This window comes from Streptomyces sp. NPDC044044 (genome assembly GCF_056434405.1).
This window is the reverse complement of sequence record NZ_JBWKFG010000011.1, coordinates 93,435-118,818: the sequence shown is the minus strand read 5'-3', so window position 1 is coordinate 118,818 and position 25,384 is coordinate 93,435. Positions and strand designations below refer to the sequence as shown.

General features: G+C 70.5%; 21 protein-coding genes. 7 read left to right on the top strand and 14 right to left on the bottom strand.

From position 1 onward, the window contains the following. Window positions 1-63 precede the first annotated feature (63 nt). On the top strand, window positions 64-327 hold the full coding sequence (locus tag AC07AG_RS36505) for a hypothetical protein (protein ID WP_478760789.1): 264 nt from the start codon (window positions 64-66) through the stop codon (window positions 325-327). 28 nt (window positions 328-355) lie between these two features. Further along, window positions 356-766: a DUF6082 family protein gene (locus tag AC07AG_RS36500; RefSeq protein ID WP_478760787.1), complete on the top strand. Its 411-nt coding sequence runs from the start codon at window positions 356-358 to the stop codon at window positions 764-766. Window positions 767-829: 63 nt separating this feature from the next. Here the strand turns inward: AC07AG_RS36500 and AC07AG_RS36495 are convergent, their stop codons facing one another. After that, window positions 830-2,005 carry a citrate synthase gene (locus tag AC07AG_RS36495; RefSeq protein WP_478760785.1) on the bottom strand — a complete coding sequence of 392 codons (1,176 nt, stop codon included), beginning with the start codon at window positions 2,003-2,005 and terminating at the stop codon, window positions 830-832. Window positions 2,006-2,133: 128 nt separating this feature from the next. On the opposite strand from AC07AG_RS36495, the gene AC07AG_RS36490 reads away from it, so the two are divergent. The 4 genes from AC07AG_RS36490 to AC07AG_RS36475 are packed head-to-tail and all read left to right on the top strand — an operon-like array spanning window position 2,134 to window position 6,741. Then, window positions 2,134-3,396, top strand: a complete 1,263-nt coding sequence (locus AC07AG_RS36490) for a citrate synthase family protein (RefSeq protein WP_478760784.1) — start codon at window positions 2,134-2,136, stop codon at window positions 3,394-3,396. 36 nt (window positions 3,397-3,432) lie between these two features. After that, entirely contained in the window at window positions 3,433-4,380 is a 948-nt protein-coding gene (locus tag AC07AG_RS36485) for a sucrase ferredoxin (RefSeq protein ID WP_478760783.1), read from the top strand. 28 nt (window positions 4,381-4,408) lie between these two features. Further along, window positions 4,409-6,049 (top strand): sensor histidine kinase, encoded by a 1,641-nt coding sequence (locus AC07AG_RS36480; protein ID WP_478760781.1) that lies wholly within the window; start codon window positions 4,409-4,411, stop codon window positions 6,047-6,049. An 11-nt stretch (window positions 6,050-6,060) separates the two neighbouring features. Next, window positions 6,061-6,741, top strand: a complete 681-nt coding sequence (locus AC07AG_RS36475; RefSeq protein WP_478761035.1) for a response regulator — start codon at window positions 6,061-6,063, stop codon at window positions 6,739-6,741. Window positions 6,742-6,760: 19 nt separating this feature from the next. Here the strand turns inward: AC07AG_RS36475 and AC07AG_RS36470 are convergent, their stop codons facing one another. The 6 genes from AC07AG_RS36470 to AC07AG_RS36445 all read right to left on the bottom strand — a co-directional run bounded on the left by AC07AG_RS36470 (window position 6,761) and on the right by AC07AG_RS36445 (window position 13,740). Beyond that, window positions 6,761-8,353 (bottom strand): solute symporter family protein, encoded by a 1,593-nt coding sequence (locus AC07AG_RS36470; RefSeq protein WP_478760779.1) that lies wholly within the window; start codon window positions 8,351-8,353, stop codon window positions 6,761-6,763. Beyond that, window positions 8,350-8,901 carry a DUF485 domain-containing protein gene (locus tag AC07AG_RS36465; protein WP_478760778.1) on the bottom strand — a complete coding sequence of 184 codons (552 nt, stop codon included), beginning with the start codon at window positions 8,899-8,901 and terminating at the stop codon, window positions 8,350-8,352. The genes AC07AG_RS36470 and AC07AG_RS36465 overlap by 4 nt, the downstream gene beginning before the upstream one ends. A 125-nt stretch (window positions 8,902-9,026) precedes the next feature. Continuing rightward, window positions 9,027-9,719, bottom strand: a complete 693-nt coding sequence (locus AC07AG_RS36460; RefSeq protein WP_478760776.1) for a response regulator transcription factor — start codon at window positions 9,717-9,719, stop codon at window positions 9,027-9,029. Continuing rightward, window positions 9,716-10,858 carry a sensor histidine kinase gene (locus AC07AG_RS36455; protein WP_478760774.1) on the bottom strand — a complete coding sequence of 381 codons (1,143 nt, stop codon included), beginning with the start codon at window positions 10,856-10,858 and terminating at the stop codon, window positions 9,716-9,718. The genes AC07AG_RS36460 and AC07AG_RS36455 overlap by 4 nt, the downstream gene beginning before the upstream one ends. Continuing rightward, the gene (locus tag AC07AG_RS36450) at window positions 10,855-11,367 is read right to left on the bottom strand and encodes a DUF1453 domain-containing protein (protein WP_478760773.1); all 513 of its coding nucleotides are present in this window, start codon (window positions 11,365-11,367) and stop codon (window positions 10,855-10,857) included. The genes AC07AG_RS36455 and AC07AG_RS36450 overlap by 4 nt, the downstream gene beginning before the upstream one ends. Before the next feature lie 249 nt (window positions 11,368-11,616). Next, window positions 11,617-13,740 (bottom strand): DNA gyrase/topoisomerase IV subunit B, encoded by a 2,124-nt coding sequence (locus AC07AG_RS36445; RefSeq protein ID WP_478760771.1) that lies wholly within the window; start codon window positions 13,738-13,740, stop codon window positions 11,617-11,619. 440 nt (window positions 13,741-14,180) lie between these two features. On the opposite strand from AC07AG_RS36445, the gene AC07AG_RS36440 reads away from it, so the two are divergent. After that, complete coding sequence (locus AC07AG_RS36440; protein ID WP_478760770.1) at window positions 14,181-14,408, top strand: DUF7455 domain-containing protein; 228 nt, start codon at window positions 14,181-14,183, stop codon at window positions 14,406-14,408. Window positions 14,409-14,577: 169 nt separating this feature from the next. Here AC07AG_RS36440 and AC07AG_RS36435 read toward each other — a convergent pair whose 3' ends face one another. The 7 genes from AC07AG_RS36435 to AC07AG_RS36405 all read right to left on the bottom strand — a co-directional run bounded on the left by AC07AG_RS36435 (window position 14,578) and on the right by AC07AG_RS36405 (window position 25,364). Then, window positions 14,578-15,408 (bottom strand): S1 family peptidase, encoded by an 831-nt coding sequence (locus tag AC07AG_RS36435; protein WP_478760768.1) that lies wholly within the window; start codon window positions 15,406-15,408, stop codon window positions 14,578-14,580. A 164-nt stretch (window positions 15,409-15,572) separates the two neighbouring features. Then, window positions 15,573-17,117, bottom strand: coding sequence for an RNA polymerase sigma factor (locus AC07AG_RS36430; RefSeq protein ID WP_383324051.1), 1,545 nt, complete (start codon window positions 17,115-17,117; stop codon window positions 15,573-15,575). A 420-nt stretch (window positions 17,118-17,537) separates the two neighbouring features. Further along, the gene (locus AC07AG_RS36425) at window positions 17,538-18,425 is read right to left on the bottom strand and encodes a FadR/GntR family transcriptional regulator (protein WP_478760766.1); all 888 of its coding nucleotides are present in this window, start codon (window positions 18,423-18,425) and stop codon (window positions 17,538-17,540) included. Between the two features lie 161 nt (window positions 18,426-18,586). After that, window positions 18,587-20,596 (bottom strand): ATP-binding cassette domain-containing protein, encoded by a 2,010-nt coding sequence (locus tag AC07AG_RS36420; RefSeq protein WP_478760764.1) that lies wholly within the window; start codon window positions 20,594-20,596, stop codon window positions 18,587-18,589. A gap of 190 nt (window positions 20,597-20,786) precedes the next feature. Further along, window positions 20,787-21,548 carry an NUDIX hydrolase gene (locus tag AC07AG_RS36415; RefSeq protein WP_478760762.1) on the bottom strand — a complete coding sequence of 254 codons (762 nt, stop codon included), beginning with the start codon at window positions 21,546-21,548 and terminating at the stop codon, window positions 20,787-20,789. 120 nt (window positions 21,549-21,668) lie between these two features. Next, window positions 21,669-23,573 carry a glycogen debranching N-terminal domain-containing protein gene (locus AC07AG_RS36410; protein ID WP_478760761.1) on the bottom strand — a complete coding sequence of 635 codons (1,905 nt, stop codon included), beginning with the start codon at window positions 23,571-23,573 and terminating at the stop codon, window positions 21,669-21,671. A 369-nt stretch (window positions 23,574-23,942) separates the two neighbouring features. After that, entirely contained in the window at window positions 23,943-25,364 is a 1,422-nt protein-coding gene (locus AC07AG_RS36405) for a DUF4192 domain-containing protein (RefSeq protein ID WP_478760760.1), read from the bottom strand. Window positions 25,365-25,384: the final 20 nt, after the last annotated feature.

Below are 25,384 nucleotides of genomic sequence, written 5' to 3'. Positions count from 1 at the left end.
CAGCCCGGTTTCCCGCCCCGGACGCCAAGGGAAGAATCCCGCGGTCTCCCGAGGGAGGGAACGATGGCCCGCCACACCACCACCTGGCGTTCAGCACTTTCCGTCTGCGCCTGGTTGGCCGCAGCCGCCGCGGGCGTCGCTCTGGTGGGCGCCGCTTCCGTCATATTTAGCGGCTGGCTCGCTCGCGGCGCCGAAGCTGCCAGCGGAAGCAGGCAGACCGCGGAAGAACGCAGCGTCCTCGGGGACTATTTCGGTGGCGTGAGCGCCGTCTTCTCCGGGGTCGCTCTGCTTCTGCTCATCGTCACACTGCTCTTCCAGCAAACGTGAGCTGCGGCTTCAGCGTCGGGAGCTTTCGATGCAGCGCGAGGAGCTCGCCGCATCTCGCACCGAGCTGCACCGGAGTGCGGAAGCCGACATGCGCAACCTGCACGTGCAGCTGACTCAAATGGCGATGGCCGACCCCTCATTGGCCGAGGTCTGGACCAAGCACGAAGGCGGGTCAGACGACTCGCGTCGCCAGCATCTCTTCGCCAACCTGGTCTTCAACCACTATGTGCTCGCTCTCAGTTGGGGCAGCTACTCCGAAGACGACCTGGTCATCTACGCTCGCGACCTCCTCGAGAATCCCGCGTTCCTTCGGTATTGGAACGCCACTCGCGCACATAAGAGCGAATTGCCGCCCGACAGCTCAGAGGGGCGCCTATTCCGGGTCTTCGATCAGGCTCTGACGAGTCGCCAGGGAGGGGCGCCTCCACCCAGGTCGTGAGCGAAGGCACCCGATCACTACGGCATACGAGCAGGACTCGCCCCTGCACGGACCACCATGCCCTCAGTCGGCCATCGGCACAGGCTCCGGCGCAACAGGCCCCACATACCGCGCCGCAGGCCGAATAATCTTCGAGTCCTCCGCCTGCTCAAGGACGTTGGCCCCCCAGCCCACCACCCGCGCCGCCGCGAACGTAGGCGTGAACATCTCGCGCGGCAGGCCACACAGTTCCATGACGACGCCCGCATAGAACTCCACGTTGGTGTGCAGCTCGCGGCCCGGCTTCAGTTCGGCGAGGATTGTCTCGACCTGGCGTTCGACCTCCACCGCGAACTCCACCATCCGGCCCCCGAATTCCTGCGCGATGCCCCGCAGCATGCGCGAACGCGGGTCCTCCGTGCGGTAGACGGGGTGGCCGAAGCCCATGATGCGGTCCCCCGCGAGGACCCGCTCACGGATCCAGCCGTCGATGCGGTCGGGCGTACCGATGGCATCGAGCGTGTCGAGCGCACGGCTCGGCGCCCCGCCGTGCAGCGGGCCCGAGAGGGCCCCCACAGCACCCACGAGGCAGGCCGCGACATCCGCACCCGTCGAGGTGATCACCCTGGCCGTGAACGTTGACGCGTTGAACCCGTGATCAATGGTCGAGATCAGGTACTGCTCGATCGCCCGCGCACGCTCGGGATCCGGCTCCGAACCCGTCAGCATGTAGAGGTAGTTGGCCGCGTACGACAAGTCGTCGCGCGGCTCCACCGGGTCGAGTCCCTGCCCCAGGCGGTACAGCGCTGTGAGCAGCGTCGGCACCACGGCGGACGCCGCGAGCGCATCGGCGCGACGCTGGTCGCCGTCGATGTCGTACACCGGACGGAAGCCCTTCGCCGCACCGAAGAGCGACAGCGCCGTACGCAGTCCGGACAGCGGCCCCGACAGGGCGCTGGCGCGGGCTATGGCGGGCAGCGCGGCACGCACCTCGTCGGGCAGCCGGCGCAGGGGCACGGTCCGCGCGGCGAAGGCGGACCGCTGCTCGGCGTCCGGCAGCGCGCCGTGGAACATCAGGTGCCAGACGTCCTCGAAGCTACGGGTCTGCGCGAGCTCGACGGCAGAGTACTGGCGGTAGTGGTAGAAGCCCTCGTATCCCCTGACATCCCCGAGCCGGGTCTCGGTCACGACGACGCCCGCGAGGCCACGGGGGACCTCCACGGGGGCGGCGGGGGTGGTGGCGGAGCCATTGATCGGCATGTTCTTCCTCGACTCTCTCGGCCCTCTCGAGCCTTCCTCCCTGGACTTGATTCGACTGTCCATGCTTGACTGAATCCTTGTCAATATTGATTGAATCAATATCAAGCGGAATGGATACGGTGATGCCCATGACGGATCAAGAGGTCACGCCCAAGGAAGGCCGGCGCCTGAGCACCCGGGAAGCCGCCGAACTGCTCGGCGTGAAGCCGGAGACCGTGTACGCCTACGTGAGCCGCGGCCAGCTCAGCAGCCGCCGCGGGCCCGGCTCACGGGGCAGCACCTTCGACGCCAAGGAGGTCGAGTCGCTCGCCCGCAAGAACCGCCGTGAACCCGCGGCCGCCACCGCGAGCAGCGAGCTCTCCGTCCGCACCCGCATCACACTCATCGACAAGGACCGCTACTACTACCGCGGCGTAGACGCGACGGAACTGTCCCTGGCGCACTCCTACGAAGAGGTCGCCGAGTGGCTGTGGACCGGCGTCATGCGCCCCGGAATCCGCTTCACCGCCCCCAAGGAGACCGCTGACGCCGCACACCGCGCCGTCAGCGCGCTGTCCGAGCACAGCGGCCCGACCGACCGCCTGCGCGTGGCCGCCATCTCGGCCGCCGCAGCCGACCCGCTCCGCTTCGACCTCTCCGAAGAAGCCGTCATCGGCACCGCGCGCACCCTCATCCCCACCCTCGTCACAGCGCTGCCACCGGTGAGCCGCACCCACCGGGACGGTGGCCCCCTGGCCCACCAGCTCTGGGCACGGCTGTCCGGGCAGCGGGCCCACGACGCCTCCCTGCACGCCCTGGACACCGCGCTCGCCCTGCTCGTCGACCACGACCTCGCCGCGTCGACGCTCGCCGTCCGTGTCGCCGCCTCCGCCCGCGCCCACCCGTACGCGGCGGTGTCCGCCGGCCTCGGCGTCCTGGAGGGCCCCCTGCACGGCGCCGCCAGCGGCCTCGCGCACCGCATGCTCCTGGACGTGCTCGACCGCGGCAGCGCGGCCCCCGTGGTGGCCGACGAGCTCCGCGCGGGCCGCCGCGTCCCGGGCCTCGGCCACCGGCTCTACCCCGGCGACGACCCGCGCGCGGAGGCCCTGTTCGCCCTCCTGGAGGTCATTCCCCAGGCCGGCCCCGCCCTGGCCGCTGCCCGCGACGTGGTGGCCACCACGGCCCGCCACACGGACCTGCACGCCAATGTCGACCTGGCTCTGGCCGTCCTGACCGCCTCGTCCGGGATGCCCGCCGAGGCCGGCGAGACGATCTTCGCCGTGGCCCGCACGGCAGGCTGGATCGCCCACGCCCTGGAGGAGTACGGGGAACGGCCGCTGCGCATGCGCCCCAGCGGCCAGTACGTCGGGCTGCGCCCGCCCCAGCAGATGCCCGCGCCCGACGGCGGATGAATCACCACAGACCCGGCGCGGGTTAGGCTCACCTCTGTGAGTAAGTGCGCCACCGCTTCGCGGGATCTGGACGAGCCTCTCGCGGGGACCGCGGCCACCGCCAGGACCTGGCTGCTGCTGGAACAGCCGGGCCCGTGGGGCGCCAGAGCGCTCACTTCGAGCCACCTGGATCCGGAGACAGGCCGCGCTCTTGAGGCCGCCATCGAGGGAACGGGCGTACGCATCGCGCTCATCCGCCGCCCCGGTCGCCACGCCGACAGCCACGCCCCGGCGCGCCGCCGGGTGTACGTGGGCCACACCGCGCCCGGCAACACCTGGCTGCGCGGCCACGTCACGGACAGCCCCGAAGAGCTGCTCGACCTCGACTTCACGGCACTCGGCGCGGGCGACCACGGCGGATTCGGCACCCCGCACACGGGCGCCCCGCTCGCCCTGGTCTGCACGAACGGCAAGCGCGACCGCTGCTGCGCCCTCCTGGGCAGGCCGCTCGCCGCCGCACTCGCCACGTCCGGTGAACAAGGCGTCTGGGAAGTCACTCATCTGGGTGGTCATCGCTTCTCCCCCACGCTGCTTGTCCTGCCCTACGGCTACGCGTACGGCCGCTCCGGACAGGCCGCCGTCAAGGAGATCCTCGAAGGCGTACGCGCGGGCCGCGTGGTCACCGAAGGGTGCCGGGGCAGTTCCGCCTGGGACCGCCCGGGACAGGCCGCCGAGCTCGCGGTGCGCACCGCGACGGGTGAGGACGCCGCGGGGGCCCTGAGCGTGGTCCACACGGACGGCACGGCCCCGCGCTGGGACGTGACGGTGGCCCACACCGACGGACGGCACTGGCGCGTGACGGTCGCCCAGGGGGCCTCGCAGCCCCCACGGCCGGAGAGCTGCGGGGCGGCGCTGGTGGCCCCGGCGCGCATGGATGTCGTGGCGGTCCGGCGGATCACGTACGACGCCGTACAGGAGATCCCCACCACAGTGACTTCGGAGTAGCCCACAGGTCGCCGTACCGTTCGTACACATGAGCCCGACCTCCCCTGCCCGAAGACTCCGCCTCGGCCTGCCGCGGCGCGTCTTCTCGCAGGTGCTGCTGATGCAGCTGGCGATCGCCGCCGGGGTCGCCGTGCTCGCCACGGGGCTCTTCCTCGCGCCGCTCAGCGATCAGCTGGACGACCAGGCGATGCGCCGCGCGCTCGCCATCGCGCAGACCACGGCCGCCCAGCCGCACATCGCCGACGACCTGCGCTCCTCGAAGCCGACGGTCGACGGGCCCGTGCAGGCGGAAGCGGAACGGATCCGGCGCGCCAGCGGCGCCGAGTACGTCGTGATCATGAACAAGAGCGGCGTTCGCTGGTCCCACACCGACCACGACGAGATCGGCCGGGTCGTCTCGACCGACCCCAGCGACGCACTCGCCGGGGACGAGGTCATGGAGATCGACGACGGCACCCTGGGCCGCTCGGCCCGCGGCAAGGTGCCGCTGCGGGACATCGACGGGGACATCGTGGGCGCCGTTTCCGTGGGCATCGAGTACGACAGTGTCCGCGCCCGGCTGATCCACGCGATCCCCGGGCTCTTCGCGTACGCAGGCGGGGCGCTCGCCGTCGGCGCCCTCGCCGCCTATCTGATCTCGCGCAGAGTGCAGCGACAGACGCGTGACCTGGCCTTCTCCGATATCTCGGCACTCCTTGCGGAACGCGAGGCCATGCTGCACAGCATCCGTGAGGGTGTCGTCGCCCTGGATCGCGCAGGCCGCGTCCGCCTGCTCAACGACGAGGCCCAGCGCCTTCTCGGCCTCGGTACGGAAGCCATCGGGCAGCCGCTCGACACCGCGCTCGGTCCGGGCCGTACGACCGACGTGCTCGCCGGACGGGTCACGGGCACCGATCTGCTGACCGTCCGCGGCCAGCGCGTCCTGGTCGCCAACCGCATGCCCACGGACGACGGAGGCGCCGTCGCCACCCTGCGCGACCGCACCGAACTGGAACAGCTGGGCCGCGAGCTGGACTCCACCCGCGGCCTCATCGACGCCCTGCGCGCCCAGGACCACGAACACGCCAACCGCATGCACACGCTGCTCGGCCTCCTGGAACTGGAGATGTACGAGGAAGCCGCGGAGTTCGTCGGCGAGGTGGCGGGCGCCCACCGGGTGACCGCCGAGCAGATCACGGAGAAGATCGGCGATCCGCTGCTCGCCGCGCTCCTGGTGGGCAAGGCCACGGTCGCCGCGGAACGTGGCGTCGTCCTCGCCGTGCCGCGCGACACGGCACTGCCCGACCGGCTGATCGACCCGGGAGGCCTCGTCACCATCGTCGGCAACCTGGTCGACAACGCGCTCGACGCGGCGGCTGGCACGCTCCACGCGTGCGTGGAGGTCGATGTGCGCACCGAAGGGCGCGCCGTCGTCCTCCAGGTGAGCGACACGGGCCCTGGCGTACCGCCCGAGCAACGCGAGACGATCTTCACGGAGGGCTGGTCCACCAAGGAGCCCCCGGCGCACGGCAAGCGCGGCATCGGGCTCGCCCTGGTCCGCAGGCTCGCCGAGCGGCAGGGCGGCAGCGCGCGGGCCGACGCGTCGCCCGACGGGGGCGCCGAGTTCACCGTCGTCCTGCCCGAAGCGCTCGCACAGGCCGAACTGGCCCCCACGGAGGAGACACGATGATCGGAAACACGATGATCGAGGTGCTCGTCGTGGACGACGACGTCCGGGTCGCGGACGTGAACGCCGCCTACGTGGCGAAGGTCCCGGGCTTCCGGGTGGCCGCGAAGGCCCACAGCGCCGCCGAGGCCCTGCGGCTGATCGAGGAACTCCCTGTCGACCTGGTGCTCCTCGACCACTATCTGCCGGACGAGACGGGTCTCGCGGTGGTCCGTACGTTGCGTGAGCGCGGCCACCAGACCGATGTGATCATGGTGACCGCCGCGCGCGATGTCGCCACCGTCCAGGCCGCGATGCGCCACGGCGCCCTGCAGTACCTGGTCAAGCCGTTCTCGTACGCGGGCCTTCGCGCCAAGCTCGACGCGTACGCGACCTTGCGCCGCACCCTGGACGGCGGGGGCGAGGCCGAGCAGGCCGAGGTCGACCGGATCTTCGGCGCCCTCTCGGCGACTCCGGCGCCCGAGCTGCCCAAAGGGCACTCCCCCACCACGGCCGAGCTGGTCCGCCGGGCGCTGATGGGCGCTGAAGGGCCGCTGTCCGCCCAGGAGTTGGCGGACCGCACCCGGCTGAGCCGCCAGACCGCCCAGCGGTATCTGAAGCTCCTGGAGCGCTCGGGCCGGGTCCGGCTCAGCCTGAAGTACGGCGACACGGGCCGCCCGGAGCACCGCTACGAGTGGGCGTCCAGCGCGTCCTAGCCCTGGCCGTGGAGGGCGCTCACGCCGCTCCCGCCCCGGTGAGCGAACGCACTTCGGTCTCCGCGTGCTTGGCCTCGTCGGCGGGCTCCGACGAGGTGACGGTGCCCAGCCATCCGGCGAGGAAGCCCAGCGGGATGGAGACGAGCCCCGGGTTCTCCAGAGGGAAGTACTGGAAGTCCATCCCGGGGAAGAGGGAGCTCGGCCCTCCGGAGACCACGGGTGACAGCACGACGAGCACCAGGGAGGGCACCAGGCCGCCGTAGACCGACCAGACCGCTCCCCGCGTGGTGAAGTTCCGCCAGAACAGCGAGTAGAGCAGCACGGGCAGATTCGCGGACGCGGCGACCGCGAAGGCGAGGCCCACCAGGAACGCCACGTTGAGATCCCGGGCCAGCAGCCCCAGGCCGATCGCGACCACACCGATCCCGGCCGCGGCAAGACGCGCCACCGCCACCTCGCTGCGCGGCTTCGTGTGCTTGCGGCGCAGCGAGGCGTACAGGTCGTGGGCCACGGACGCCGAGGAGGCGAGCGTGATCCCGGCGACGACGGCGAGGATCGTGGCGAAGGCGATCGCGGCGACGATCGCGAACAGAACCGTTCCGCCTGTGGAGTCCGCGCCGCCGCCCAGATCGAGCGCGAGGAGCGGAACTGCCGTGTTCCCCGCGGCATTCGATCCCCGTACCGCATCGGAGCCCACGATCGCGGCGGCGCCGAAGCCGAGCACGATCGTCATCAGGTAGAAGCTGCCGATGAGACCGATGGACCACACGACGGAGCGACGGGCGGCGCGCGCGGTCGGCACCGTGTAGAAGCGGGAGAGGATGTGCGGCAGCCCGGCCGTGCCGAGGACGAGCGCGAGCCCGAGGCTGATGAAGTCCAGGCGCGAGGTCCAGTCCCCGCCGTACTTCAGACCGGGCGCGAGGAACTGGCTGCCGTGTCCGCTGCGGTCGGCCGCGGTCCGCAGCAACTCGTCGAAGTCGCCGTGGAAACGCACCAGAACGAGCACGGTCAGCGCGATCGCGCCGCACATCAGCAGGACCGCCTTGACGATCTGGATCCAGGTGGTGGCCCGCATCCCTCCCAACGACACATAGATGACCATGAGCGCGCCGACGCCGATCACCGTCCAGGCCTGCGCCGCCCCGCTCGTCCCGCCCAGCAGCAGCGCGACCAGTGAGCCCGCCCCCACCATCTGCGCCACCAGATAGAGAACGGACACGGTCACGGAGGAAGTTCCCGCCGCGATGCGCACGGGCCGCTCCTTCATCCGGGCGGCGACGACGTCGGCGAGGGTGAACCGGCCGCAGTTGCGCACCAGTTCGGCCACCAGGAACAGCACTACAAGCCAGGCGACGAGGAAGCCCACTGAGTAGAGCAGCCCGTCGTACCCGAAGAGCGCGATCAACCCGGAGATGCCGAGGAAGGAGGCGGCCGACATGTAGTCGCCCGCGATGGCGAAACCGTTCTCCATGGGCGAGAAGAGCCGCCCGCCCGCGTAGAACTCCTCCGCCGAGCCATGCCGGTTGCGGCTCACCCACGTTGTGATGGCGAGCGTGACGGCCACGAACACGCCGAACAACAGGAGTGCCAGCGTCTGGTGGTCCCCGGTCATCGCTCACTCCCCCGGGCCGGTTCCTGCTCGCTCCGCTGGTCGTGCTCCCGCTGCTCCTGGACCCGTTTCTGGTCCTGCTCCCGCTTCTGCTCGAAGACGGCCCAGCGCAGATCGAGCGCCGCGCGATCCCTCCTCAGCCGGGCATGCCGGGCATAAGCCCAGGTCAGCAGGAAGGTCGAGAGGAACTGCCCGAGCCCCGCGAGCATCGCGACATTCACGGATCCGCTGACGGGCCGCGCCATGAGACCGGGCGCCGTCGTCGCGGCCACTACATACGCGACGTACCAGGTGAAGAAGACGGCCACCCCGGGGACGACGAACCGCCGATACCGGCCGCGCACCTCCTGGAAGGCAGCACTGCGCTGGACCTCCAGATAGATGTCGGCCGCACTCGCGATCCGCTCCGGCGCGGCTCGGGGCGGCACCACGGGCGCCGGCGCACCCGTGCCGTCCAACTCGCCCCAGCCGGACGCAAGCGCGTCGTACCAGGGATCCCTCGGATCACCGGTCCGCGCCTGCCCGGCATCGCGCCCGTCGTGCTTCTCCACCGAACTCTCCTTGTCCGCAGCCTTGTTCGGCCGCGTGCCCAAGGATGGACAGAACGGGAAGATCCCTGACTCTTCTCTCCCTTCACTTCACCCCATCAGGTGAAGGGACCTCATCAAAGACCCGCTCAGCCGGGCCGGGCGCTCGGGGGCTTGGCGAGTCCGTGTCCGTAGGCGTAACGGACCGCCTGCGCGCGGTCCTTGAGGCCCGTCTTAGCGAAGAGGTTGTTGATGTGCGTCTTCACCGTCGCGGTGGAGACGTGCATCGCGCGGGCGATCTCCTGGTTCGTCATCCCCTCGGCGATCAGGACGAGCACCTCGGTCTCGCGCGGGGTGAGGCCGTCGGGCGGCTCCGGTGCGGGCGCGGGCAGCTCGGACTCCGAAAGCCGCTCCAGCAAGCGCCGTTGGATCTGCGGCGAGAGTCCCGCTTCGCCCGAGAGCACGTCCTCCACCGCCCGCACGATCTCGTCCCCACCGGCGTCCTTGGTCAGATAGCCGCGCGCGCCGGCTCTCAGCGCGGGGAACAGGGAGTCGTCGTCGGCGAAGGTCGTCAGCACGACGACCTGCGTTCCCGGGTACTCGGCACGGATGCGGCGGGTGGCCTCCGCGCCGTCGACCCGAGGCATGCGCAGGTCCATCAGGACGACATCCGGGGCGAGCTCGGCGACGAGCTGAACGGCCTCCTCGCCGTCACCCCCGGAACCGACGACCTCGATACCGGGCAACAGCCCCAGCAGCATCACGATGCCCTCGCGCACCACGGTCTGATCGTCGACCACGATCACCCGTGCCGGCGCCTTGGCGCCGCCCTCCGTCGTCATGTGGGCACCTTCAGCGTCACGATGAAGCCTTCCTCACCAGGCCCGGCCGTCAGGGAGCCACCCAGCAGCTCGGCCCGCTCCCGCATTCCGAGCAGACCGTACCCGGCTCCGGAGGCGGCGAGTTCGCCCGGCGCCCCGCCCGAATCCCGTATGTCCAGTGTCACTTCACCCTCTTCGTACGCGAGACGCACGAACACCTTGGCGCCCGGCGCATGCTTGCGGACGTTCGTCAGGGCCTCCTGCGCGACGCGGCGCACCGCCTGTGACGCCTCGGCGGGCAGAGCGCGCCGCGCCCCCGTCACGGACACCGACGCCCTTTCCGAGGCGACCAGTTCGCGCAAGAAGTCCTCGACCGGCGTCATCTCGCCGCGCAGCGCGGAGAGTGCCTGCCGGGTCTCCTCGAGCCCTTCGCGGGCCATGGACCGCGCCGCCACCACGCGTTCAAGAATCTGGTCGCGTGTCGCCTCCCCCTCGATCAGCAGACGCGCCGCCTCCAGGTGGACGAGCTGCGCGGAGAGGCTGTGCGCGAGCACGTCGTGGATCTCCCGGGCAATGCGGGCCCGCTCCGCCAGCGCGGCCGTCTCGGCCTCCGCGGTGCGGGCCGCCCGCTCCTGGGCCAGCAGCCGCTGGGCGTTGCCCCGCGCGTCGGCGTCGAGCCGCAGGGTGTACCCGGCCAGGGCGAGCCCGACGACGATGAGGCCCGTGACGAGCCAGTTGTCGTTGTTGTACGCCGCGAACGCGGCCATCGCCAAGGGCACACAGACCGCGGCCACCAGCAGCGGCAACCGCTCCAGGGACAGGACTGCCGTACCGCACCAGAGGACGAGCGCCAGCACCTTCCAGTCGCCCATCTGGGCGGCATACCCGCACCCCATCAGCAGGACCAGCAGAGTGACGGAGAGCCACAGCCGATGGTCGAACGAGGCGCGGAAGAACGCCCAGGCGAGCCCGGCGCAGAGCACGACCAGGCCGACCCCGGCCGCCAGGCGCCAGCCCCTGTCGTGATGGAACGCGTTCCACAGCAGGCTGCCCGCGATCACCACCCGCAGGACCCTGACGAACCACAGCCGCGCGAGGCTCTGCCCTTCCCTGGTGAGCACTTCCCGGGAGGGCCATCTCATCCACCGGTCCGAGATCACACGGGGTCCTTCCGCATCGGCTCGAACGCCGCGTCCGCAACACCGTACGCCGGGCGGAGCAGGCCGGCCCGCTGCGCCAGCATGCCGCTGCGCACCAGGAGCGTGGCCGCGAGAGCCAGCATCAGAGCGGCACTGCCCTGCCGCACCCCCACCAGCGCACCGATACCGAAGAGACCGAGCCGCAGCCCGATCCCGACGCCCCAGACGATGGCGGTGGCCTTGGTCCCCTTGCCCCACACGGCACCGTCCGGCGCTGTCCACACATGCGTGGTCCGCGCCCAGCCGAAGCCGATGGCCAGACCGACCAGCAGCTCCGCACCGAGCAGGGCGATGGCCGCCGCCTGGTGGTGGGGATCCAGCACGTCGGGCTCGCGCACGGCAAGGAAGACCAGCACAGCTGGTATGACCCACCAGCGCCTGTCCGCGGTGATCTGCTGCGCCTTGAACTGACGCACGATCACCAACGCGACGACGGCGCAGACCACCAGAACATTGGCGAGCCCAGACATGACGGCCTCCGTGGGACGAGGAAGTGCGGAGCCGATCCGAGGAGGATCGACGCCTTCGACGCTACGGAAAAGACCTGGTCAGAACATCGGAGCAGGGGTGGAAGGTGGGTGGAGCCGAGGGCTCCACCCACGGGTGGAGTGCGTCCCGCATCGCGGAACGGAGCAGTGTCACGCGAGCCGGGCCACGCGAGCTGGATCACGCGAGCCGGCGCGTCCACAAGAGCGGAACACGCCGGCGTCGCGCGAGGGCTACGCGTCGATGCGCGAACGGTCGAGTGTGGCCGCTGAGCTGGTGATGAATTCCTTGCGGGGTGCGACGTCGTTGCCCATCAGGAGATCGAAGACCTGCTCGGCGGCGTCCAGGTCACCGATGTTGACCCGCCGCAGCGTGCGATAACGCGGATCCATCGTCGTCTCCGCGAGCTGGTCCGCGTCCATCTCACCCAGACCCTTGTAACGCTGGATGGAATCCTTGAACCGGATCCCCTTGCGCTGATACTCCAGCAACGTCTCACGCAACTCGTTGTCCGAGTACGTGTACACGTACTTGTCCTGGCCCTTCTTCGGCTGCACCAGCTCGATCCGGTGCAACGGCGGCACCGCCGCGAAAACCCGGCCCGCCTCCACCATCGGACGCATATAACGCTGGAACAGCGTCAGCAGCAGAATCCGGATGTGCGCACCGTCCACATCGGCATCCACCAGAAGAATGATCTTCCCGTAGCGAGCCGCATCGATGTCGAAGGTCCGCCCCGACCCCGCCCCTATGACCTGGATGATCGCGCCGCACTCGGCGTTCTTCAGCATGTCCGTCACGGACGCCTTCTGAACGTTGAGAATCTTCCCGCGAATCGGCAGGAGAGCCTGGAACTCCGAGTTCCGCGCCAGCTTGGCCGTACCCAGCGCCGAATCACCCTCCACGATGAACAGCTCGCTGCGCTCCACATCATCACTGCGGCAATCCGCCAGCTTCGCCGGCAGCGACGACGACTCCAGGGCCGTCTTACGGCGCTGGGCATCCTTGTGCTGACGGGCCGCGATACGCGTGCGAGCCGCCGCCACCGCCTTGTCCATCACCGCCCGCGCCTGCGCCTTCGCATCACGCTTGGTCGACGTCAAAAACGCCTTGAGCTCCTTGGCGATGACATTGGCGACAATCCGGTTGGCCGCCGAGGTGCCCAGCACCTCCTTGGTCTGCCCCTCGAACTGCGGCTCGGCAAGCCGCACCGTGACCACCGCGGTCAGCCCCTCCAGAGCGTCATCCTTGACGATGTCGTCCTCAGCCACCCGCAACACCTTCTGCGAGCGCAGCACCTCATTCATCGTCTTCGTCAGCGAACGCTCGAAGCCCGACACATGAGTACCGCCCTTGGGCGTGGCGATGATGTTCACAAAGGACCGCAGCGTCGTGTCATAGCCCGTGCCCCAGCGCATCGCCACATCCACGACGAGATCACGGGTGACCTCGGTGGGCGTCATCTGGCCGTGGTCGTCCAGGACCGGCACGGTCTCCTTGAAACTGCCCTGCCCGGACAGCCGCAGGACGTCGCAGACGGCCTTGTCCTGCGCCAGATACTCACAGAACTCGCTGATGCCACCGTCGAAACGGAAGGACTCCTCACCCTTGGAGCCGCCCTCGCCCAGACCGTACTCATCACGCACCACAATCGTCAGACCCGGCACCAGGAACGCCGTCTGCCGCGCACGCTGATGCAACGTCTCCAGATTGAGCTTGGCGTCCTTCAGGAAAATCTGGCGATCGGCCCAGTACCGCACACGCGTACCCGTACGAGTCTTGGGGATCTTCTTGGCCTTGCGCAGCTTGGCCGACGAGTCGAAGTCGGCGTCGGGGCCGGGCTTGGCGAAGGCTCCGGGGACACCGCGACGGAAGCTGATCGCGTGGGTGTGCCCCGCGCGGTCCACCTCTACGTCGAGGCGCGCGGACAGGGCGTTCACCACGGAGGCACCCACGCCGTGCAGGCCGCCGGAGGCGGCGTACGAGCCACCGCCGAACTTGCCGCCCGCGTGGAGCTTCGTCATGACGACCTCGACTCCGGAGAGGCCGGTCTTGGGCTCGACATCCACCGGGATGCCTCGGCCGTTGTCCCGGACCTCTACGGAGGCGTCGTCGTGGAGGATGACTTCGATGTGGTCGCAGTAGCCGCCCAGGGCCTCATCGACGGAGTTGTCGATGATCTCCCAGAGGCAGTGCAGCAGGCCACGGCTGTCCGTCGACCCGATGTACATGCCCGGACGCTTACGAACGGCTTCGAGCCCCTCCAGGACGAGCAGGTGCCGCGCGGTGTAGTTGGAACCGTCCCGGTCTGCTCCGGTCAGCAACGCTGTGGACGGCACGGACGTCTCGGCGGTCACGCGGTTCGCTCCTCGCTGAATTTCAAAAGGGGTCCTTTGGGGTAAGGACCCGGCTTCGGTTGCCGCTCAGAGGGTACCGAGGCCTGGTAGAGCCGTTGTCACGCCACCCTCGTCTCAACTCACACTAGTCCAGCACCGTACGCTTGTTCGATCCCTCGATGGAGTGAAGCGCACGTCACGTTCCCTTCCAGGCATGAACCATTTAGGCTCCGGGCACGTCCTCATGAACAACCGGCAACCCAACCGGCGGACGACCGACCTGACATCCAGCGCGAAACCGTAAGACACGTAAGAGACGTAATACGGCACATTCGCCGCCAACCGGCAGCAGACAGCCGCCTCGGAAAAAACTTCGAGGAAAAGCCACGAGCGGGAACGTTTTCGGCCTGGTTGGATGTTGACCCTGGTACGACAGCTCGTCGAGCTAGAGAAGAGGCGACGTGACTACTGTTCTGACCCCCGCGAGCCCCCTGACGGCCGCTGATCGCTGCGACCGCTGCGGCGCCCAGGCATACCTGCGCGTCGTCCTGTTGAGCGGCGGTGAACTGCTCTTCTGCGCCCACCACGGCCGCAAGTTCGAGCCGGAACTCAAGAAGATCGCCGCTGAGATACAGGACGAGACGGAGCGGCTGACGGCCGCCCCGGAGACCAACGACGAGGAACACTGACACCTCGCACCCACGACGAGCCATCCGGCGCACGCCAGGCCGGTGACCGGGCGGCCGACCCTGCCAACCCCAGGGGCGGCCGCCCGCTCTCGTTAGACGGGCACCCAGGCGCCTCCTCGGCGGTCTCCAGCGGCGACGCACACCCGCCGCGCGGACAACTCCCGTAATTTCAGCCGCGCAGAGACATGTCCTGCGCGACGCCAGAGATCCGCGTATAGACCCCTGGACTCCCGGCTCGCCCACAGCCGCTCCCCCACGACACCAGGCCGATGAGCCGCCCGCGCGCGACAAGCGGACCGCCGCTGTCCCCCTGGCAGGCGTCCCGCCCGCCCTCAAGTTCCCCCGCGCACAGCATGGATGCGGCCGCGTACGTTCCGTCAGAATTTCCCGGGTAGGCCTCCCCGCATGTCGCATCAGGGAGTACTCGCACCTGCGCGGAGCGCAACGTACGCGCGTAATCACCCGCTCCCGTTGTGTCACCCCACCCGTAGACAGCCGCACGCGTGCCGGGTTCGTACGCCTGATCGCCCTCCCCGGCCATGGGGATCGCGTAGCCCTTCGGGAGCGGGCTCGCCAGCGACAGCACCGCGACGTCACCGGAGTTCGAGAAGCTGTCGTACTCCGGATTGACCGATGCCTCACGTACCGGAATCTCACGCCCCTTGGACGTGCCCAGATCCTGCCGTCCCACGATCACCTTCAGGTCCCTCATCTCGCGCAGCGGCACTCCCAGGACTTCCTCACCCAGACAGTGCGCAGCCGTGAGGACCGTCGAGCGCCCGACCACCACGCCTCCGCAGAACTGTCCCGAGCGCGTACCCCCGAACCGGTCACGGCTGGACAGCGCCACCACCCAGGGACTGTCGGCCACTCGGACGGGACTGCCCCCGATGACGACGCTGTCGGCCACCGCGGGGGCCGGAAAGGCCAGCGGCAGCACCCCCACCGGGGCGACAAGGGCCAATGCCGCCGTAAATGTTCGGGCGAAAGGACGAGGCATGCGATCTCCTCACTCTGGGTTGCCATGGCACACCCACAGTGATCCAGCGCGGCGCACCCCGCACCCGCGCCACGCGCGTCCGCTGCCAGGGCGAACACATCGGACAAACAGAAGACCCGAAGCCTCACGTGAGGCCTCGGGTCTTCCTTGTGGAGCGCTGGTGACTAGTCGAGGTAGTCGCGCAGGACCTGCGAACGCGACGGGTGACGCAGCTTCGACATCGTCTTCGACTCGATCTGACGGATGCGCTCACGCGTCACTCCGTAGACCTTGCCGATCTCGTCGAGGGTCTTCGGCTGGCCGTCAGTGAGACCGAAGCGCATGGAGACCACGCCCGCCTCACGCTCGGACAGGGTGTCGAGCACGGAGTGCAGCTGCTCCTGAAGGAGCGTGAAGCTGACCGCGTCGGCCGGAACGACCGCTTCGGAGTCCTCGATGAGGTCACCGAACTCGCTGTCGCCGTCCTCACCCAGGGGGGTGTGGAGGGAGATCGGCTCACGGCCGTACTTCTGGACCTCGATGACCTTCTCCGGGGTCATGTCGAGTTCCTTGGCCAGCTCCTCCGGGGTGGGCTCACGGCCCAGGTCCTGGAGCATCTGGCGCTGCACGCGCGCGAGCTTGTTGATGACCTCGACCATGTGCACCGGGATACGGATGGTGCGGGCCTGGTCGGCCATGGCGCGGGTGATCGCCTGACGGATCCACCAAGTGGCGTACGTGGAGAACTTGTAGCCCTTGGTGTAGTCGAACTTCTCGACCGCGCGGATCAGACCGAGGTTGCCCTCCTGGATGAGGTCCAGGAAGAGCATGCCGCGGCCGGTGTAGCGCTTGGCCAGCGAGACCACCAGACGGAGGTTGGCCTCCAGGAGGTGGTTCTTGGCGCGGCGCCCGTCCTCGGCGATGATCTCCAGCTCGCGCTTGAGCTTCGGCGCGAGCTTGTCGGCGTTCGCCAGCTTGTCCTCGGCGAACAGGCCGGCCTCGATGCGCTTGGCGAGCTCGACCTCCTGCTCCGCGTTGAGGAGCGGGACCTTGCCGATCTGCTTCAGGTAGTCCTTGACGGGGTCGGCGGTGGCGCCGGCCGCGGCGACCTGCTGGGCCGGGGCGTCGTCCTCGTCCTCGTCGGACAGTACGAAGCCTGCCTGAGGGCCCTCTTCCGTGGACTCGCCCTCACCGGGCTTGCCCTTGGCCGGGGTCTCCTCGGTGGCCTCGTCGTCCACCATCTCGTCGTCCTGCTTGGACGACTTCTTTGCCGTCGCCTTCTTGGCGACGGTCTTCTTGGCGACGGCCTTCTTGGCCGTCGTCTTCTTGGCTGCGACCTTCTTCGCGGGCGCGTCCTCAGCTGCGACATCTGCGGCCGACGCCTCGGGGGCGGCGGTCGCGGTGGCCTGCTTAGCCGTGGCCGTCTTGACCGCGACGGTCTTGGTCGCGGTGCGCTTGGCCGGGCTCTTCGCTGCGACGCTCTTGCGGGGGCGTTTCGGCTCCGCGGCACTGACCATCAGCGTCACACCCTCTTCCTCGAGGATCTGGTTGAGGCTGCGCAGAACGTTCTTCCACTGAGTGGCCGGAATCTGGTCAGCTTCGAAGGCACGACGCACGTCATCGCCGGCGATCTGCCCATCAGCCTTTCCCCGCTCGATGAGCGCCATGACAGAGACGGATTCGGCGATCTCCGGCGGGAGCGTACGGGATGTGCTGGCCGACACGAACAACCTCTCGGAACGTTGGAAAACGGCTTCCGGCCCCGTCCATTGTGGACCAGGACCGACGACCGACGACTGGGTATGGGCCGACGGCGCAGGCGGGGCCGGGGAGCTACACAGCGCCGCGAACGACTGCTGTATTCCCTCCTCGGCTATCACCTCTTAGGTCATCGCGCTGCCCCGACGAGCGTTACGCCCAATCTACGTGGCCCGAGTCACACCCCGTAAGCGCTCAAAAGCAGCTAGATACGGTCAGAACCGTCCAGACCTAGGCCGTAATGGCCCTCCAGACGGCAACGGCCGCGTCGCCGGGTCCCTGCCGGATCCCCGAGGAACCCGCAGAAGCCCGGCGACGGTACCGCGCCAACGGAGTGATGAGGTCGGGCCGCGAGGCGCATGAGCGGGCCGTACGGACGCAGACCAGGCCCGTCAGTGCTCGCGAGGGGCGGGCACGACGCGCTCCACCTCAGGGTGGACGGTGAGCAGCTGGCGCATGGCGGCCTCGGCACCGGGTCCGTCGCCCGCCCCGAGGGCGTCGACGATCCGCGAGTGGTGGACCAGGGACGCCTCGGTGGGACGGTCGCAGCCGGTGACCGGGCCGCCCGACACCTGGAGCGCCGCCGAGACGATGCCGGACAGGTGCTCCAGCATGCGGTTGCTCGCGAGCTGGATGAGCAGCGAGTGGAACTCCGCGTCGGCACGGGAGAAGGTGATCCCGTCGCCCTGGCTTAGGGCGTGGCCCATGATCTCGACCATGTCGGCGAGCCGCTGCTGCACCTCCTCGCGGCCGTGGCCCGCGGCGAGCCGGGCGGCGAGCGGCTCGATCGTCCAGCGCAGCTCGCTGAGTTCGCGGCGCTGGTCGTCGCGCTGCGGCCCGAACGCACGCCACTCGATGATGTCCGGGTCAAGGAGGTTCCAGTCGCTGACGGGCCGCACGCGCGTCCCGACATTGGGCCTGGCGCTGACCAGTCCCTTGGCTTCAAGTACGCGCAGTGATTCCCGGACGACGGTGCGGGAGACCTCGAAACGCTGGCCGATCTCCTCGGGCACCAGCGGGCGGTCGGCACCCAGATCGCCGGAGACGATCATCTGGCCGAGCTGCTGGACGAGTTGGCCGTGCAGCCCGCGGCCGCGGCTGCCCGCGGTACGCCGGCCCACGCGGCCGAGATCGTGGTCGGCGCTGTCCCACGAGGGCGCGACGACACGGTCGGCACCGGGGGCCTCGGCGTAGGGGTAGCGGTCGAGTTCGCCCGGGCCGGCGAGGCCGGAGTCTGCGGAGCGGGCGGCGGTCATCATGGTGTGCGCAAGGGTACTCACGGATCCTTTGTCGGCGTGGCTCCCAACTCCCTTGAGGTCTTTGGTGAAAAGCACACGAAAGGGTGATCGCTTACCCCGCCGCAATTGACGCCTTATCGGAAAGAAATGGGCGTTCTCCGGGGAGTTGTGCGCAGCACGGGAACAGAAGCGCCGGACGGTCGCTATCGGGCTCTGCCGCGCATCCCCGTGAGCAGATATGCGCAGAGCAGAGCGGTCACGGACAACATCAGGGCGCTGCCCACAGGTTGGGCGACCATCCGGACTCCGCCGGCCAGATACCGCTCGACACCGAACGGCCACTGCACCAGCGCGAGATCGCGCAGCCTCCCCGGCAGCCCCGCCGCCGATCGCACAGACGGTCCCTCCAAGGCCTTCTGTACGAGGGGTACGACGACGATCGGCACCGCGAGAACCGCGGCGAGGCCGGCGGTCGTGGACCGGAAGACGCCTCCGGCGAGCACCCCCGCCCAGGCGCACCCCGCCACCAGAGCGATCCAACTCGCGCCCAGTGAAAGCCAGTCAGCGGGAACCTTCGCGACCTCCTCTCCGTATACCAGGTGGAGCAGTGCGGCGTCGGAGGCCAGGACGAGCAGGCTCAGCAGGAGCGCGGTGACCGCCGCCACGAGCAACTTGGCTGAGAGCAGCCCCAGGCGGCGGGGGACGGTGCCCCGGTCGGCGGCAAGGGCGGGATGGCGGAACTCCTCACCGAAGGCGAGGGCGCCGAGCAGCCCGGCGCCAAGCGCTGCGGGCGGCAAGGGGAGTTCCTGGGGCCAGGCCGCGAGCAGGAGCGGCTGCGGCGTGTGACCGCTCCTGGCGAGGAAGACGCAGAGGACGGCGGAGACGGCGAGCACGGCGGCCGTGGTGAGGTACCCGGTGCCGACACCGGCGGCGCGGCGCAGCTCGTAGCGCAAGGGGCGAAGGGGGCTGCGGGCGGGCCGGACCGAGATGGGGGGCGGCAAGGGAGATGGAGCCGCGGGAGACCGCGGGGCGGTGACAGCGGCCGGGTTCGTGGCGGCGAACGGATCAGCGGTGGCGAGCCGGTCCGTGGTGGCGAGCGGGTCCGTGGTGGCGAGCGGGATGAGGTTCTTCGTCGTGGGCATGGTCCCGGGCTCGGCCTCCACCTCCGCCTCGGACCCGATCTCGGCCTCCACCTCGGTCCCGATCTCGATCTCGGACTCGGGCTCGGGCTCGGGCTCGGGCAGCGCGCCCCCTGCCGCGGCCTGCTGCTCACCAGAGGCTTCGATTCCGGGTTCGGGCACGGGAGAGGGCGCCGGGGGCGTCGGCTCCGCGGCAGCGGGCCCCGCATCCCCGATCTCGTCGGCGAGTTGATGGACGAGGATTCCGTGGCGGAACGCCGTCTCCCCGATGTCGGCGCAATTGCTGCCGTACACCGAAAGCCGGTTGCCGTCCTCCTTCACCACCTCGATGGAGCGCTGACCGGCACGAGCCTCTTTGGACAGCAGCGCGCCGAGGCGCGCGGCGTGCGGACTGCGCACCGCGACCCGGGGGCGCAGCCGGGTGCGGGCGAATTCCCCGGCGTCCTGGTCGGCGACCAGGCGGCCCGCTTCCAGCGTGACGACCCGGTCCGCGGTCCGTGCGGCCTCCTTGGCGTCGGCCGTGGAGAACAGGACGGTTCCCCCCTGCGCGGCGTGCGCGCGCAGAATGCCGTGCAGCCACCCGCCCTCCCGGGCCGAGAGCCCGTCGGCGGGACCGTCGAGGACGAGGGTGTGCGGGTCGGCGAGCAGCGCGCTGGCCAGGCCGAGACGGCGGTCCATGCCGCGCGAGAGCGTGCCGAGCCGCTGATCGCGGAGGCTGACGAGACCGACGACTTCGAGTACGTCGTCGGCTCTCTGGACGGGCACACCGGCGGCGGCGCAGAGCATGCGCAGTTGCCCGCGGACCGTGCGGCCGGGGTGTCCCGGAACCTCGCCCAGCAGGACGCCCACCTCGCGCGACGGATGGGTGATGCGGTGCAGCGGACGCCCTCTGAAGTAGGTGACTCCTCGGCCCTGTTGGATTTCGAGCATGAGCCTCAGCGCCGTCGTCTTGCCGGCGCCCTGCGCGCCGAGCAGCGCCGTGACACGGCCTGTTCGCGCCTCGAAGGACACGTCGTCGACGGCGGGCGGCAGCTCCTGGCGGGGATTGCTGGTCAGTCCGATGGCCTGGATCATCGCTTCTCTCGCGGGATGTGCGATCGCTCGGCGGCCAGGGTTCGTCCGCCGGGTCGGGGACGGACGAACCCCGTGGGTACATCAGCAAGATAACGCGATATTTCCGTCATTTCGGTCAGGGTGTGGGCCGCGGGTGTCCATCAGACGGCCGGACCGACAGGTGACCAGCGCGTGGTCCGTGGCGCGGGCCTCAGACCTCGGGGCGCAGCATCGGCGGGTTGAGCAGCGTCGCGCCGCCCGCGCGGAAGAGCTGGGCGGGGCGGCCGCCCTGGCGAGTGGTGGTACCCCCGGTGGGGACGAGGAAGCCCGGCGTGCCGGTCACCTTGCGGTGGAAGTTTCGCGGGTCGAGCACGACGCCCCACACGGCCTCGTACACCCGGCGCAGCTCACCGACGGTGAACTCGGGCGGGCAGAAGGCCGTCGCCAGCGAGGAGTACTCGATCTTCGAACGGGCGCGCTCCACACCGTCGGCCAGGATCTGCGCGTGGTCGAAGGCGAGCGGCGCCGCCTGCTCGTCCTCGCGGCCGTAACCGCCCTGGTGGAGCAGCGCCTCGACCGGCGCCCAACGCGCGCTGTGCGCATCACCGCCGGCCCGTGGTGCGGGCAGATCGGGAGCCAGCGCGAGATGGGCGACGCTGACGACCCGCATCCGCGGATCGCGCTTGGGATCGCCGTACGTGGCGAGCTGCTCCAGGTGCGCGCCGTTCACCTGGACCGGGGTGTCCGGAGCATGGGCGCACAGCCCCGTCTCCTCGACCAGCTCCCGCGCGGCGGCGGCCGACAGATCCTCGTCGTCGCGCACAAATCCGCCGGGGAGCGCCCAACGGCCCTGGAACGGCGCCTCGCCCCGGCGTACGGCAAGCGCGCAGAGCGCGTGGCGGCGCACGGTCAGCACGACCAGATCGACGGTGACAGCAAAGGGCGGGAAGGCCGACGGGTCGTAGGGCGACATGCCGCGATCATAGTCGTCTGCCTGACGATAAACAGCTCCTCCGGCATCCGATCCCGGCTCGATTCCCCGGGGCCGGGGTCAGGTTCACGCCACATCGGCCGCAGCCACTCCTCCCGTGGGTCACACCCCCAGCTGCAGCCCGTCGGCCGCCTCCTCGACCATGGCGAGACCGAGCCTGCTGACACGTACGGAGAACGGGGCCCCCGCGACGCGCAGCGCCGTCAGCCCCAGCTCCCCCAGGGGTGCGCTGCGGACCGGCCTCAGCGTCACCGTGCCCGACGGGGCGTCGGGACGGATCCCGGCGAGCGCCGTGAGGAGCTGCACCCCGGCGGCCGCGGCCGTGGCCGCCGGGCGACATGCAGCGGGATGCGGCAACGGAGCACTGCCCTCCGTGCGCTGCTCCCCCGCGTACATCTCAGGCAGCCGGTGGCCGAACGTCTCGGCCGCCGCCATCACCCCGCGCAATAGTGCGCTCGCCTCCTTCTCGTATCCGGCGGCGGCCAGACCCGAGACGGCGACCGCCGTCTCATGGACACGGACCGCCCCGCCACGATGTCCGAAAGGGTTGTACGCGGCTTCCTTGACGCCCAGGCTCCGCAGCCCCCACCCCGAGTCCATGGCGGGCCCGCCGAGGAGCCGGGCGAGCTGCTCGGTCCGCACCTTGTCGAGAAGGCCCGGCGCGAGCACGCCCGACCCGAGCAGACCTGTGTCGAGGAGGTGGGCGGCGCCGCCGGTGAGCAGCGGCACGGGGCGGCCGTCGGCCAGGCGAGCCGCGGCGGGCCTGCCACCCGCCCGGTCCTCCACCCAGAATTCCTCCCGGAACATGCCCCGCAGCCGCTCCGCCCACTGCCGCAGGTCGGTGCCGCCCGAACGGCCGTGCGTGTCGAGCAGGTCGGCGCCCAGCAGCGCGGCCCGGTGGGCATGGGCCTGGGTCTCGCAGCGCGCGGGGCCATCTGGATACGGGTCCGGCAGGCGCCCTCCGTCGTCGGCCGCGGCGAGCAGCCACCGCAGGCAGCGCTCGGCCGCCGGCAGCAACTCCTCGGTCTCCTGCGCCGGCAGCCCCCACCGCCATGCCTCCGTCAGCAGCGCCGGGAAGAGCAGCGTGGCCTCGACTCCCGTGCACCCGGGCGGCAGATGCGGTCCCGTGTTCCGCAACGGCCCGGGGATCATGCCCGCCCGCGGCCCCTTGCCCACCAATTGACGGCGGGCGAGTGTGCGCAGCGTCCCTGCGGCGATGCGGGTGCCGAGCGGCAAGGCCATCCGGGCGGCCGCGAGCGCCTCGGCCGGTGCGAGACCGCAGCGCCATGGCGCCCCCGCGGCCAGGTGCACGTCGGTCGGGTGCTCGGGGTCCCGCAGCAGCAACGCCTGCAGATCCTCCACGGATCGGTCCAGCAGGGCCCGGGCCCTGGGGTCGTCGCCGGCGGCCCGCGCCGTGGCGAGGGACTGCGACGTCCCGTGCCCGACCACCCTCACCGGACCCGCCCCCTCCGGCCGCACCCGCAGCTCCAGGCTCCAGGTGCCGCCCGGCGGCAGCTCCACCTCCCAGCGCAGCAGCCCCGCCGAGGCCAGCGCGTCCGCGGGCGCCGGATGCGCGGTGACCGCGCAGTGGCCCGCGGGCGATGACCATCGCATGCCGGAGTCGTGGACACTGGCGGGCAGTTCGGGGCCGGTGGTGCCGGACGCGACCGCACCGAGCTCCGCCAGATCCGTGCCGAGCGACACCTCCACAGGCAGCCGAAGGGGGCGAGCCGAGGCGCTGCGCAGGATGATCCGCTCCATGCCGTCCGCGTATCGGGTCCGCTCCACGATGACGTCCGGGTCCGGGCCGCCGTCCGCGGACGGACGCAGCGTCGCGACGAAGCGGGCACGGTCGGCCGAGAGCATCCGCGCCTGCACGGCGACCGGCTCGCGCCCCGCCACCCGCACTTCGCAGCGGGACAGCAGCCTGCGCCCCGCGCGGTAGAACCCCTCGAGCCCGCGGCCGGTCAACTGCCCCTGGTCCGTGGAGATCGCCAATGCGGGCATGGCGACACAGATCAGTGTGGCGTGCGCGGGCGGCAGCTGTGCGGGGCGCCGCGGCGCGGGAGGCGGGGCCTGTGCGCCGGACAGGCGCGATGGAGTCGGCGTGGGCCGCTGGGGACCTCTGCCGGAGACAGGAGACGGGGCGGGCAGGGGCATGAGGCGGCTTCTTCTGCGCTGTCCGCGCGGCGAGGAGTGGGAGGGCGTACGGCGGCTCCACCCAGGCACGGGTACCGCCACTCAGGTGAACGGACCTGCCCCGCCCCAAGTCACGCCCACGGGGCGGGAAGCCACCCGGCCGGCCCCCGTCTTGCGCGTACGGCGCAGCGGCTGGCGCCCGTCTCTGCCCTGTCCTCCGGTGCCGGACTCCCGCGTTCATGTGTCGTTCCTCGCCGCGCGCCGGATGGTGCGCCGGCGGTTCTGCGGCCCGGTGCTCGGCCTGTCGGTGGCCCGCGGCCCAGTGCCGCCCTTCGGGCGCGCGGGGCGGCGGCGCCGTGAGGCGGCATCCACCGGCTCTGCTGCAGGGTCCGCGGGCTCTGCTGCGGGATCCACGGGCTCTGCCACGAGCGGCAGTTCGGGCTGAACCGCCGTCGCGCCGCGGTCGGTTCGCTCCCTGCGGAGGCAGCGGCGGATCGGCTCGGGGTCCAGGCCTCCGGCGCAGGCATGGCGCAGGAGCTGCGCGAAGGTGTAACCGGGATCGGCGCTCAACGCCATGTCCAGGGCTTCCTGCCCCTCCGTCGCGTCTCCGAGGGACCAGGCGACCCAGCCCGCGAGGGACAGCGGCGCGGCGGCATGCTCCCCGTAGGCGCCGACGCAGCGGCGGGCCAGGGCCCTCCAGAGGCGAAGTGCCGGTGGCGCGGCGTCGCCCTCCATCCATTCCGCGGCCTGATCACGCGTCGTACGGTCCTGCAGGCCGAGGATGAGCGCCGCGGCCTCGTCGTGCGCGAGGAGGTCGTCGTCCTGGAGATCCGCCTCCAGCCTGTCGCTGACCGGCGGCGCGGAAGTCATCCGCGCCATGATCCTGCGGGCCAGGTCGAGCGTGTCAGCGGCGACCTCGGCATGCCCGTCCTCCTTCAGGATCCGGTGCACGAGCGCCAGTCCCGCGGCGTCGAGTGCCGCCTCCTGGTCCGTCACGGCGGCGGACTCCCATGGGGTGAGACGCGCCCGCATCTCCCGTGGAGTGACGCCCACTTGGACACCGGCGTAGGCCGTGGCCGCGGCCAGGACCGATGTGCCGGGCCGCGGCAGCGGCACGCCCTCAGGTGGGCAGCACTGCTTGTTCGGGCAGCAGTAGGTCCAGAAACTTCCCGCAGAGATGCACACGACCTCGAACACGGGCACGTCGAGGCTTCCGCAAGCGGTGCGGAGCACTTGCGCCAGCGGTCGCAGGCGCTCCATGACCTGCTGCCCGGATTCGGCGCCGACGGGCTCCGCGCACAGGAAGGCGACAATGCCGTCGGGCCGGGCTCCGCGCCGCTCGCAGCCGCCCACCAGACACTGCGCGAGCTGCTCCGCGATGGGTGGCCAGTCCTCCGCGCGCCCGGGGATACCGAGGCGCACCCGCCCACCGAACCGCCCCCGTTCGCCGTGCAGTGCGATGAGGACGACGCTCTCCTCGGGCCGGAACCCGAGCAGGTACGGCAGGGCATCCGCGAGCTCGGCCGGGGTGCGCAAGGTGACCATGGTCTCGTCGATGGGGTCGAGGGACTTGACGGAGTCGAGGGGATCGGTGGAGTCGGTGGAGTCGATTCGGTCGGTGGAGTCGATCGGGTCGTTTTGTTCGCTGTGGTTCGCCATGCGCCGACTCTCCCGCGGAT